The sequence below is a fragment of the Chryseobacterium rhizosphaerae genome, from assembly GCF_003385455.1.
GTDB classification, from domain to species: domain Bacteria; phylum Bacteroidota; class Bacteroidia; order Flavobacteriales; family Weeksellaceae; genus Chryseobacterium; species Chryseobacterium rhizosphaerae.
On record NZ_QNUF01000050.1, the window covers coordinates 1 to 12,806 of the forward strand.

At 34.7% G+C, this 12,806-nt stretch carries 12 protein-coding genes; 4 read left to right on the forward strand and 8 right to left on the reverse strand.

The window, feature by feature from the left end; all coding sequences use genetic code 11:
• The 6 genes from DRF57_RS22915 to DRF57_RS22940 all read right to left on the reverse strand — a co-directional run.
• The coding region (locus DRF57_RS22915) for a hypothetical protein (RefSeq protein WP_206607217.1) at positions 1-597 on the reverse strand (597 nt) is incomplete at its 3' end.
• Between the two features lie 381 nt (positions 598-978).
• The gene (locus tag DRF57_RS22920; RefSeq protein WP_115921060.1) at positions 979-2,097 is read right to left on the reverse strand and encodes an FAD-dependent monooxygenase; all 1,119 of its coding nucleotides are present in this window, start codon (positions 2,095-2,097) and stop codon (positions 979-981) included.
• Positions 2,098-2,131: 34 nt separating this feature from the next.
• Positions 2,132-2,632, reverse strand: a complete 501-nt coding sequence (locus DRF57_RS22925; protein WP_115921062.1) for a GNAT family N-acetyltransferase — start codon at positions 2,630-2,632, stop codon at positions 2,132-2,134.
• An 11-nt stretch (positions 2,633-2,643) separates the two neighbouring features.
• On the reverse strand, positions 2,644-3,240 hold the full coding sequence (locus DRF57_RS22930; protein ID WP_115921064.1) for a hypothetical protein: 597 nt from the start codon (positions 3,238-3,240) through the stop codon (positions 2,644-2,646).
• Between the two features lie 1,039 nt (positions 3,241-4,279).
• A complete protein-coding gene (locus DRF57_RS22935; RefSeq protein ID WP_002979276.1) occupies positions 4,280-5,146 on the reverse strand; it encodes a sigma-70 family RNA polymerase sigma factor in 867 nt (288 codons plus the stop codon).
• A gap of 302 nt (positions 5,147-5,448) precedes the next feature.
• A complete protein-coding gene (locus DRF57_RS22940) occupies positions 5,449-6,240 on the reverse strand; it encodes a S1/P1 nuclease (protein ID WP_115921066.1) in 792 nt (263 codons plus the stop codon).
• Positions 6,241-6,649: 409 nt separating this feature from the next.
• Here DRF57_RS22940 and DRF57_RS22945 point away from each other — a divergent pair, with 409 nt between their 5' ends.
• The 4 genes from DRF57_RS22945 (at position 6,650) to DRF57_RS22960 (ending at position 10,980) form a co-directional block, all read left to right on the forward strand.
• Positions 6,650-7,567, forward strand: coding sequence for a type VI secretion system baseplate subunit TssG (locus DRF57_RS22945; protein ID WP_228450415.1), 918 nt, complete (start codon positions 6,650-6,652; stop codon positions 7,565-7,567).
• A 54-nt stretch (positions 7,568-7,621) separates the two neighbouring features.
• Positions 7,622-8,524 carry a TssN family type VI secretion system protein gene (locus tag DRF57_RS22950; protein ID WP_115921070.1) on the forward strand — a complete coding sequence of 301 codons (903 nt, stop codon included), beginning with the start codon at positions 7,622-7,624 and terminating at the stop codon, positions 8,522-8,524.
• Between the two features lie 26 nt (positions 8,525-8,550).
• A complete protein-coding gene (locus DRF57_RS24285) occupies positions 8,551-9,690 on the forward strand; it encodes a hypothetical protein (protein ID WP_047495386.1) in 1,140 nt (379 codons plus the stop codon).
• Positions 9,691-9,813: 123 nt separating this feature from the next.
• On the forward strand, positions 9,814-10,980 hold the full coding sequence (locus tag DRF57_RS22960; RefSeq protein ID WP_115921072.1) for an aminotransferase class V-fold PLP-dependent enzyme: 1,167 nt from the start codon (positions 9,814-9,816) through the stop codon (positions 10,978-10,980).
• 63 nt (positions 10,981-11,043) lie between these two features.
• Here the strand turns inward: DRF57_RS22960 and blaIND are convergent, their stop codons facing one another.
• Positions 11,044-11,763, reverse strand: coding sequence for an IND family subclass B1 metallo-beta-lactamase (gene blaIND, locus DRF57_RS22965; protein ID WP_115921074.1), 720 nt, complete (start codon positions 11,761-11,763; stop codon positions 11,044-11,046).
• Between the two features lie 189 nt (positions 11,764-11,952).
• A complete protein-coding gene (locus DRF57_RS22970; RefSeq protein WP_047495380.1) occupies positions 11,953-12,606 on the reverse strand; it encodes a metal-dependent transcriptional regulator in 654 nt (217 codons plus the stop codon).
• Between the last annotated feature and the right edge of the window lie 200 nt (positions 12,607-12,806).

Sequence of the window (12,806 nt, forward strand, 5' to 3'; positions counted from 1 at the left end):
GATATTTTCTGCTTGTTCCATCTCTCTTTCTTTCCCATTTTTTCCTTGTTCTGCTTCATATTTAAATAATGTAAAACCTAAATCCAAAGCAATTTTAATCAAATTACCAAATTGTGGTTCTGAAGTGTAAAAACCACTTTGTGTTGTTGGAAATTTTCTAATGTTTATTGAATCATCACCTAAAGCTTCAATACCTAAATAACGATAGCCATTTTCATAAAGTCCTTTTAATAAAGATGCCGCAAACATTCTATGATTTGCATAATGATGTGCTTCATTGAGAATCACTATTTCCTCTTTTTTTGACTTATTTATGATATAATCGTTAGCATTTTCAACTTTATGATTTATAAATTTCAAACTATAATCTTTAGATATTTTTTTTTCTTTCTGCCCTAGTTTATCCCAGGTTTGTAATCCCTTAAAATAATAATTTGATATAGAATACCTCATTGCTCCAATTTGATATTTGTTAGAATCATCCCCACTTTTATCATTATTGATTTCCTTTACAATATCAGTTGAAAATTTATATGTATTCTGCGCTTTGACGCTCAAAGAAAAAATGGCGAAAAATAAAAAAAATGTTTTCTTCATGCGCTATATGTATTTAATTTAACGGCCAATACGGGAAAAATATTTTCTCTTTGTTGTCTGGTTTCAGCTTGTGATTTTTTTTCAATATACTTCTTTGGTTGGCTTTCTCTGCCTTTCACCCATTCAAACCTAAAACAGTTTGATAATTATCCAGATAAAGATATTTCTATTTACTGATAGAATCTAATTTATTTTTCTTAATCTAGTTCTGAAGTCCTGTGGGAGTATATTATAGCGATCAGCAATCAATTTTTTTTGTAAAATCATTTTCTTAGCTGAGCTTCTATTTTTAGTTTATATGTGGGCAGTTTACTTTTTCCAAGACTTTTAGACCTTCCCAATTTTATTCTATTAGATCTTGTGTGGAAGTTCTTTAAAATACTATATTTCCAATTCTACAATTTTCTTTGCCATTTTTTGATTGATGCTTTCCGGAATCAGACTCATTAAAAAATTGCGCAGTGAATTTCCCCGTTGCCATTGGGAGACTTTTCCAATACTGCGGCTTGTATGGACGATATAATCTACTTTCTTTCTTCTGATCTTTTGAAACTCTTCAAAAACAGCATTAAAATCGTTGTTTTTTTCCAGTAATCTTCCGATGATATAAGCGTCTTCAATAGCCTGGCAGGCACCTTGTCCCATATTAGGAGTTGTAGCATGGGCAGCATCTCCAATCATGCATAAGTTGTCTGTATACCATTGAGGAATAGGAGTGAGATCGGTGATGACATTACAGATGATATCTCCTTTAGCAGTAGCTCCGATAAGGTTTAAAATTAAAGGGTCAAAGTCACTGAAAATATCAGCTATCGTAATATGGGGGTCAAAACTTTTCTCATTGATGCAGGCATACCAATAGACTTTTTTCTCAGAAATTTTTACAAATCCAAATCGTTTCCCTTTTCCCCATACTTCAAAAGCTTCCTGGTGGTATTTTTCCGGAAGATTGAAGTCTACCAGACCACGCCAGCATTTCTGCCCGGAATTCCGGATAGTCCCGGTTTTAAAGATCTGATTCCGGATTTGAGATTTTATACCGTCAGCTCCAAAGATGATCCTGCTTTCTTTTTGAATTCCGTTTTCAAACGTCAGCGCATAGTTTTCTTTCTTTTCAATTTTCAGTAAAGAATGGCCGAGCTGAATATGTTCTGGTCCTATATTTTCTACAAGAATCCTTTGAAGTTCTGCCCGGTGAATAGCGACATTGCAGGAATTATACTTTTTTTCCAGTGCCAGGATCTCCGTTTTTGAAATAGGTTTGAGGGATTCATTAGCAATGGTGATTCTGTGGATTTTGTTTCCTGCTTTTTCAATTTTTTCCTTTAAGCCTAACCGGTCAAATACCTGCATGGCATTGACAGCCATCATAATGCCTGCTCCCACAGGTTTTATTTCCTGAGCAGATTCATAGATTGTAAAATTATTGAGATGCTGTTTCAGTACATTTCCAAGGGTAAGGCCACCAATACCGGCTCCTATGATTGAAATAGTATTCATCGGATTTAATTTTTATTGAAAAAACACCTTTAGGTTATAATGTTAGCATATAGCTTTCCGATACCTTCTGGAATCCATATTTGCCAAAAAAATGATGGGCACCATGATTATTGACCCCACTTTCAAGCATAATAAAACTGATATTCCAGTTTTTTGCTTCTTCTATCACTTTTTCTAAAAGTTTACTGCCCAGTGATTGCCCCCTTACTGTACTATCTAAAAGCATATCTTCTAAAATCGCGTACTTTTTAAAAGGACTGCTGATCACATTAAAAACCAGCATGCCGACAATTTTCCCTTCGCTGTCCTCAACGATTAAAATATGTAATTTTGAAGTACCATCATAGTCATAATCGCTCATAAGCTGCTCGGTAAATACTGCCTTGAGGTCCGGATTCCAATGCTGGGAATCTAAAGCTCTGCCATACATGATTTCACTGTGAGAGATATAGGAATCTGTTTTATGGGTAATAAAAAAATCTACCAGTTCCTCAATACGGGTTTTATCGGTGAGCCATTGTGTCTTATATTCCATGAGAGATTGTATTATTTTAATTTTTTTAATTCTTCCAGCAATTGATTCTGCTTGGTAATGAAACTATCCAGACTATCAGTTTTTAAAGGATGAGCTTTTTGGTATTTTTCAATTTCGGGAAGTGTTTTCCTGATTTTGAATGCAGTATATGTACTGGTCAGTGTTTCATTATTTTTAGTGATTTGACTGATACGTTCCGTTATATTTTTTACTGTAAGCTTGTACCGGTCAGAGCTGGAGGTAATTTCTTTTTCTATCTGCTGTTTTACCAGTGAGTCTGTAATGGCCTTAGTCTGATAATGGGCATCCTGATAAAAAGATTCAGAAGTGTCGAGTATGTTTTTATATACGGCTAAAGCTTTTTCTGTTTCCTCAAAGGTTTTCACTACTCTGGAATTGAGAGCTGTCAGATTTTTATCATTCTTAATTAATTCGGAATAGATATTGTCTACACTTGTGCTATTTCCACGATAGCTTTTAAAAGAGCCTGAAACGGATGACTCTGCATTATCAACAGCATTTTCTACAAGAGGAGGATTTTGCTGCTTATTTTCTGTACAGGAAAGTATGGACAGAGCCAGGGTAGAAGCGAAAAGTATTTTTTTCATAATATATTGTATTAAGTGACGGGTTATCGTAATTGTTACATCAGATCTCAACAATTAAAAGTAAACATTTAAATCCTTTTCATGAAGATTGCCGGACATGATTTTAATTAGTTGATGGAAGGTTGAACATTGTTACGCAGTTGATATAATTGAATATAAATCAAAGTTTTTATTTTTTAGACACTTTAGTATACTTTAGAAAGTTTAAAGGAATGCCGCACAATTACGTTCATATAAGATGAAAATCAAAGATTTTCTTAAAACTTTAGTGTACTCTATACGCGCAAAGCTGGAAACTTTAATAACTTAAGTGTTTAAAAACTTTTGTGACTTTTGTGGTTACAAGAAAGTTTTAATCCACTAGGGTTGAATTCCTACGGAATGACAAACAGAACACTATCATACATCACTCTATATAAATCTCAACATTGCAAATATTTAAAACACTTTAGAACACTTTAGCAAGTTTAAAATAATAGTGCATAAGTAAGTGCACTTAAGATGAAAATCAAAGATTTTCTTAAAACTTTAGTGTACTCTATATGCGCAAAGCTGGAAACTTTAATAACTTAAGTGTTTAAAATCTTTTGCGACTTTTGTGGTTACGAGAAAGTTTTAATCCACTAGGGTTGGATTCCTACGGAATGACAAACAGAACATCAAATCTTCGATTTGTGGTGAAGTTTAAACAAACTTAATATAAATCTCAACATTGCAAATATTTAAAACACTTTAGAGCACTTTAGCAAGTTTAAAATAATAGTGCATAAGTAAGTGCATTTAAGATGAAAATCAAAGATTTTCTTAAAACTTCAGTGTACTTTATATGCGCAAAGCTGGAAACTTTAATAACTTAAGTGTTTAAAAACTTTTGTGACTTTTGTGGTTACAACAAAGTCCTAATCTACTACGCTTGGATTCCTACGGAATGACAAACAGAACATCGAATCTTCGATTTGTGGTGAAGTTTAAACAAACTTAATATAAAAAAGCGGAGCCTGAAAACAGACTCCGCCTATAGAATTTTATAATTCTAAAATTATTTACCTAAATAAGATTTCAAAATCTTGCTTCTGGTATTGTGTTTTAGTCTTTTGATCGCTTTTTCTTTGATCTGACGAACTCTCTCTCTTGTAAGATCGAAAGTTTCTCCAATTTCTTCTAAAGTCATTGGATGCTTTCCGTTAAGTCCGAAGTATAATCTTACTAAGTCAGCCTCTCTTGGAGTCAAAGTATTCAATGCTCTTTCAATCTCAATTTGAAGAGATTCAAGCATCAAATCTTTATCAGGACTTGGTGATTCTCCAGAACGTAATACATCATAAAGGTTAGAATCTTCACCTTCTACTAAAGGTGCATCCATAGACAGGTGTCTTCCGGAGTTTTTCATCGATTCTTTAATATCCTCCTCGCTCATGTCAAGAACTTCAGCCAATTCTTCCGGAGAAGGTGGTCTTTCATTTTCCTGCTCAAGGTGAGCGTAAGCTTTATTAATTTTATTGATGGAACCAATTTTATTCAACGGTAGTCTTACAATTCTTGACTGCTCAGCCAACGCCTGTAAAATTGATTGACGGATCCACCATACTGCGTAAGAAATAAATTTGAAACCTCTGGTTTCATCATATCTTTTTGCCGCTTTCATCAATCCTAAATTACCTTCATTAATCAAATCGGGTAAAGAAAGACCTTGATTTTGGTATTGCTTAGATACAGAAACTACGAAACGAAGGTTGGCTTTGATTAATTTCTCAAGTGCAGCTCTGTCGCCCGCACGTATTCTTTGTGCCAATTCTACTTCTTCGTCCGCCGTGATTAGTTCTACCTTACCAATTTCCTGCAGATACTTGTCTAATGAAGCAGTTTCCCTGTTGGTAACCTGCTTGGTGATTTTTAATTGTCTCATCTATTTTTTCCTCAAAAAAGAGTTACTATATATTATACGTTTCAACATATAAAAAGGTTACACCTTTTTCAATTATTTTTTATTTATTTAAATTGAGATTCAAAAATTAGTTGTAAATTGTGCCTCTCACGGCTTGGAACGCTATTTTTATGTTTTTTATTTGAACTGTATTTTAGTAGATCCGAATAAGATTTGAGTTTAAAAAAACAAAAAAGCGAAACTATAATTCCGCTTTTATTATTTAGGATGAATCATTAAAATTGACTTTTAAGATGTACTCCTGATCATTTTCTCAGTTTACCTTAAAACAGTTCGTTCAATACTTTCGCCAGTCTTAAACCTCCGTACAGAAGCTGTCTTTCAAGGGTCTCATTGAATTTGTACTGGTACTCGTAAGATAATTTCGAATCGTTAGGAGTCTGTGCATAGATCTTGTTGGCAATTTTATGAGAATCATACAACCAGTCTTCCAGTGTTCCAGACTGAATCTGTGCCACTTCTTCCTTAGATTTAATATCCAGAAGTTTTGAATATTCTGTATAACTGTATTTTTGTGAATCTACCAGTTTACCATCCCAAACTGAGTGTAAATTGGTTTTATCCCCGAAATAGGTAACATTGATTCTGTTTCCACCTAAATCTTCAGCTCTTCCTACATGCAGAGGCTGAGCAAGGTCACCCATAATGTGGATTAAAAAGATCAATGCAATCTTTCTGTCTTTTTCAGATGTGTTTTTATCCTTGATCTGGCTGGATAAAGTGTTGACCTGAGTATAAAGACTTGGGCCTGCCTGAAGTTTTAAATTTTGATCAAAAGCTTTGAAATCAGCCTGTGGATCAATATTTACATAATGCCATGATGAAGCTTGCTTCCAGGTACCTGTAGTATCAGATTTAATGAAGTCTGGCCAGTTTGCCCAATAAGCAAGACGCTCTTTCCCCATTATTTTTTTGATTTCCCTTCTTGCTTTTCTCGAAAGATGGTTTTCTGCGATGTCTGCAATAACTCTGTGACCCGTCAATCCCCACGCATAAGAATAAAGTGAAGAAGAGATGAATGCTAAAATCAGAATTTTAGAATAAATACTTTTCATTTTAAATAACAATTTTCAGGCTGCAAAGATACGGCCGGTTTCCGAATGAACATGGAATAATAGAAAAATTATTCTATAATATTTGTTAATACAGTTGAACCTAAATAAAAGAGGTGGGTATATCAGACCTTGGATATTTTGTTTTTTTGTGTGGTATATCCTGTAATAAGGAGTATGCAGGCTTTAAGTCTTTGATTATAAGTTACCAATTTAAAAATCTAAGAAGGGAGTGAAGTGAGTGTTTACCGTATTTTTACGGAATTTACTTAATATTATTCCTTTTAATGTCAATAAATTAGTATTTTTAGGATAAAATTATTAGCAAAATATTTTTTCAAACTTATGAGATATATTATCTTTACCAGTCATAATCACAGGAAACACTATGCATGAGAATAATATTGTAGATATGAATTACAATAAGCTGCAGACAGACTTTAAGGCTGAAGCAGTGGCAGTTAATCTTTTGAGATATCACAGGGCTGTAAGCAATATATTTATTGAGCGGATCGGAGTAAATGACCGTGCCTATCTGAAAGATATTAAAAGTATTTCGAGCAGCTATTTAGGATTTGATGAAGAAGTATTTACTATAGAAAGCTATAGGGAAGGTATTTATGATTACCTTCCGGAAGGACTTTTCCATCCACCGTCTCTGGGCGCGTCAAGAAAGAACGTTGATACGGTAGTACGGGAAATCCGTAAACAGAAAAGGGTAGAGGAAGATGCACGGAAGTTTTTCCGTCCTTTTGAGCTGGAGGTATTCTTTACGGAAATAAGCGCATTGCTTAAAGAGGCCGAATTTGAGATCACCAGCAATACAGATGCTTTACTGGAAACAGTAAGTGAGCTTTGGCCACTGATCAATATGCTGGATAAACAGAATGCTTATATATTCATGCATATTTTACCCTTTTTTCATCAGATCAGAGGAGATAAAAAATGGTTTGAAAGATGTATGACGGCTTTTCTGCAGGTACCGGTAGAAGTGACTTTTTCTCCCAATATCATTGATGGACTGGAGAAAAATGATGACTCCATGTTATTGGGGAACTCAAGATTGGGAGTAACCTATATTCCCAGTGGAAAACATATGGACGGTCAACGGAATTGGGTAGTCAATATAGGACCTATTCCTTATCTGGAGATGAAAAAATATATCCCTGGCAATCCTTTCAGACAAGTGCTGCAGGTTCTGTATGATTATTTTCTGCCTGTCACCGTAGATGTAGAAGAGAATTTTATTACAGAAAAAATAGAATATTCATTCAGTCTGGAAGATGATGATAGAAATGCCAATCGCCTTGGATACTCTACATTTCTCTAAATTATTTTATTATATTTACAACTACCAACAAAGTATAAATTCGAAAAGAAACAAATGGAAATTTCTTCAGTAAAGGGTATTTTTTTTAGGTATATTTTAATGCCTTTAATCGCAGTTATTATGATGGTTATACTCGGTATAATCAGGAGAAACAAACCTGCGATAAAAATTAAAGTAATTATTGTATACGTACTTCTGTGCAGTTTATGTCTGGCTATTCCGGGCGTTTTTGGATTTGCCGGAAATTTATTTAATCCGTATTGGTATCTGATTGCACAGGTTGTTTACCTTATTTTAGGGATTATTCACGTTAATCTCCTGCACAAATATTTCAAAAAACATATAGATTCTCTGGCCATGAGCATTTTATTTGAATCTATACTTTCATTAACGTGTATAGTTTTTGGAGGATTCCTGTTCACTCTGATTTTTAACTGGATGAGTAAGGGTACAGGATATGCGGTGATGGCCGCTACCAGTATACTGATCTTCGTTGTTCCAATGGTATTCTATTACTGTTATATGCAGCTTATCAGTATTCCTTTTGATATTTATAAGACATGGAGATATTCTCCGGAACAGAAACTGCCGGATTTTGAAGGTGCCGATTTTGACAGGTTAATGGTCCTGAATGTTGAATTAAGTAAGAATTTAGAAGATACAAACAGGTTTAGAATTAAAGCCAAAACACTTCCGACAGGAGTTACTTTTGGAGATTGGTTTTATAGAGTGGTAGATGATTACAACCACAAAAACCCAAGTTCTGTGATCCATCTTTCAGATCAGGAAGCTGAACCTTATTATTGGATCTTTTATACCAAGAAATCATTTTTCAGCTTTAGAAAATATATAGATTTTGACCAGGATATTTCTACAAACAGCATTTCTGAGAATGAAGTGGTGATCTGTAAAAGAGTCATTCAGCATGAAGAGGAAGGAGTTTTAAGAAAACCATAATCACAAAAAACTAAAAAGTATTTAACATGATACAGCCTATAAAACATTTTGCAATCAATTGGGTAGATGGGATGAAAGTTTCCCAAAGACACCTTAATGATCAGGATAATTTCTTAATTGACACTATCAGAGATTCCAATTCACTTGGAATTACTACATATAATTACGGACTTTTACCTATCTCCACAGAGATTACAGACCGCACTATTTTTGATGTTCATAATACGGCCACCAATGATGTACAGCTTGTCATCAAGCGATGCAGTGCGGTGACCATGGCGGGATATCGTATTGAACTGACAGATAGGAGAATAAGTGTAAAGTCGTTGGCCAAAACGATGAATGAAGAGCAGGCTGACGGAGATTATTATATTTTGATATCCGTTAACCCTTTTGATAAAGTACCTTTCGGAGATATTGATCCTGAGGAGATTCCACCACGTCATCCTAATGCCCAACCGAATCACCATCTGGAATTACTTCCTGTAACATCGCTTAACAGCAGTTATTCCGGAGGAAATTATCTGATCATTGGTAAAGTTGATTTGAAAGGAAATATTGCACAGGTAGATTCGAATTTCATTCCTCCATGTACTTCTGTTCAGAGTCATCCGGCTTTAGTAGATTATTATGGCAGTTTTGCGAAGTCTATTGGAAATCTGCAGCAATATGCATTTAAGATCATTCAAAAGACCTCTCATAAAAACCAGAATACGGCATTGGCACAGAATGTTAAGTTTCTATGCAGTACAATGGTTAATACTTTTGGAGATATGTATTTCCAGTTTAGAAATATTACCCCTTGGCAGCCCCCAGTATTTTTGATTGAGTCTTTTGCCAAACTGGCTCTTCATTTATACAACGCGACTCAGCTTCTGGTTCCTGCAGAGCTGGAAGAAATGCTGAATTATAGTTTGGAGTGGAGCGAAATTGCACCCCATACTTTATTGAACCAGCTTTCTATTGTAGCTGAAACCAATTATGACCACCACAATTGCGGAGAGCCTTTGCTTTACATCCAGCAGATGCTAAGAAGTTTAGAGACTATTTTCTCTAAATTAAGCGAACTTGATTATATTGGTCAGAGAAAAGAGAATATTATCGTTAATGAACAGGAAGTTTCTACCAACACCAATCCGAAGAGAGGATGGAGTGTTTTAGATTAACATCATCTAATGTAATACAATATTAATCCCGGATGAAAATTCGGGATTTTTTGTGAATGCTGATTATCCGAATTAAAACTATTTGCCGAGTCACTACTTTTCAAATTTATAACGACTTATAGAATGAATCTAGATGCAATAAGACGGGACACTCCCGGGTGTTCAGACAAGATATTTTTAAACAGTGCCGGTTCATCCCTGATGCCTAAGCCTGTTGTTGAAAGAATAGTGGAATATTTATATGAAGAACAGGAGCTGGGAGGGCATACCACGGCAGAGAAAAACATTGAGCCAATCAATGCGTTTTATGAACAGGCTGCGAAGCTGATTAATAGTAAACCTTCCAACATTGCTTTTACGAATAGTGCCACCGATGGGTATGCAAAAGCACTGTCAAGTATATCTTTTAAAGATGGCGACTGTATCATTACCACCAATGATGATTATATATCAAACCATATTGCTTTTATTTCTTTACAGAGGAGATATCGTATCAAAGTGATCAGAGCGGTCAATATGCCGGATAATGAGCTGGACCTTGCGTATTTTGAACACTTAATCCAAAAGCACCGCCCCAAATTAATTGCGGTGACTCATATTCCTACCAACTCAGGGTTAATTCAAAATGTGGAAGGAGTAGGGAAGCTCTGTAAGCAGTATGATATCCTATATCTTGTAGATGCCTGCCAGTCGGTAGGACAGCTGGTTGTAGATGTTACAAAGATGAATTGTGACTTTTTAACGGCAACTGGCCGGAAATTTATAAGGGGACCGAGAGGTACGGGATTTTTATATGTTTCGGACTATGTATTAGCTCAAAAAATGGCCCCTTTATTTCTGGATAGTAATGGTGCTGAATGGACTGCATTTGATCATTATCAGCTCAGTGAAACCGCAAAAAGATTTGAGTTTTTTGAAAGATCCAATGCTTCATTACTCGGGCTTACGGTAGCTTTAAAGTATGCCAATGCGATAGGAATGATCAATATTGAAAACTACAACAGAAAACTGTCTGAAACGTTGAGAACCCATCTTCTGGATAATGGGTTCAGAATTTTAGACAAAGGAAATCAATTGAGCAGTATTATTACTTTCTGTGAGCAGGATGGAAAGATTGACACCATTCAAAAAATAATAAAGGAGAATAATATTATTTTTAAAGTAAATAATAAAAATGGTGCATTAATTGACTTTACCTTAAAAAATGTAGATCAGGCTATACGCCTCTCACCTCATTATTTTAATACAATGGAGGAAATTGAAAAGGTGTCTGCAATGCTGAAGCTGTAACCAAATATAAAAAGAAAAAGACCTGACAATTAATTGTCAGGTCTTTTTCTATAATTTTGAATCTTATTTTTTATTCAGAAGGTCAAGGGTGTGTTCTACATGTCCACCTCCTTTCCATTCATCATGTCCCGGAATAACCATAATAGCCTTAGAATATTTAGCCTTTAGTTTTTCCATTGTTTGCGGCCATTGCTTTACATTAGCTTCTCCTGTGTACCCTAAATCTACAGCATTTCTGCTTTTTACAAGGCATCCGCCATCTAAAATATTATATTTTGGAAACCATACCACTACATTGTCGGCAGTATGCCCTTCTCCAAGAAAATCTACCACAAATTCTTCTCCGCCTATACGGTAAGGCTTCCCTGTTTTTATGATTTCAGTTGATGTTGCTTTGCCGTCTTTTTTCAGAAATTCATTTGTTTTTTCTGTAGCATAGGTTTTAATACCCTTGTTGTTATAAAAACTTAAATCTCCGGCTCTGTCTTCATGTGAGTGGGTTGCAAATACAGCAATCACAGGAAGATTATGACGCTTTTGTATGGTGTCCATCAGGCTTTGGTACTGTGTTTTCTGCCATGGAACATCAAATAAAACGACTCCTTTTTTGGTAATAAGATACACTGCATTGGTAGAATATTCCTTTCCCCCAAATACTCCAAATGTTTTGTAAATATACAGGTTGGGTTTAATAGGTGGTTCTATAACAAAATCTCTTACCTGAGCATTGGCAAGCGGGCTTAGCAACATGGAAATAATAAAAAACTGAATGCTTTTTTTCATAATTTTTAGGGTAATAATTAATGTTTTATTGCTTGACGAAAGAAGTGGCAAGCAGAAAGTTTTGCAAACCTAATAAATTTAAAGCACCAAAGTTTTCGTAAAAAAGTATTTAACCGTTTTTTAACAATTTCCAATAAGACTCATAGGATGTGAAAGTCTTGGTTACCTATTTGATCTTTATACCGATGATTATTTTTTTACCAGTATTTTCTCAGTAGCCTTTTTACTGAGTACTTCTGTTTTTCCTTCAATCTCTATAGTTACAGATTTGTCGAAGCTTTCAATTTTAAGAATCTTGATTCTGGTATTGAGAAGAAGTTTTCTTTCGGTAAGGTAGCTTAAAAAAGCATCATCGGAAAGGGTAACTGAGGCGAAAATTACAGTTTCACCCACTTCACAGTTACTCAATCTCTGCAGATCCTGAGCAATGATATTTCCCTTTTTATCCGGAATAGGTTCTCCATGAGGATCAAATTTTGGATAATCCAGAATTTCGTCCATTTTATCAAAGAAAATCTGAGAGTGTACATGTTCCAGCTGCTCCGCAATCTCATGAACATTTTCCCAACCGAAATTCATTTTTTTCACCAAAAACATTTCAGTAAGCCTGTGTTTACGGACTACCAATGCGGCTTCACGTCTTCCATTCTCTGTCACAATCAGAGGTTTATAGGTCTCATAAATGACCCATTTTTTCTCTGCGAACTTCTTCATCATATTATTGACACTCGGCATTTTTACATTTAAAAATTTGCTGAGCTCATTAATCGTTACTTTTCCTTCATTGTCAACTAAATGAAACAGTGCTTTCAAATAATTTTCTTCTGTGAGTGTTGTTTTCAAAATGTTAGATGATTTTCAATACAAATCTAACAAAAAAAAATAGTAAAATAAATAGACGGAGAAGGCGGAGTTGCTATTCCAACATTTTTGGGAATGATCTTTTTTTGCAGTAAATCACTTAGAATGATAAATATTTATAGTTTTTAATAAAAGATTATCATTAAATGTAAGTGTTTTATATCATTTTATTCCCTATATAT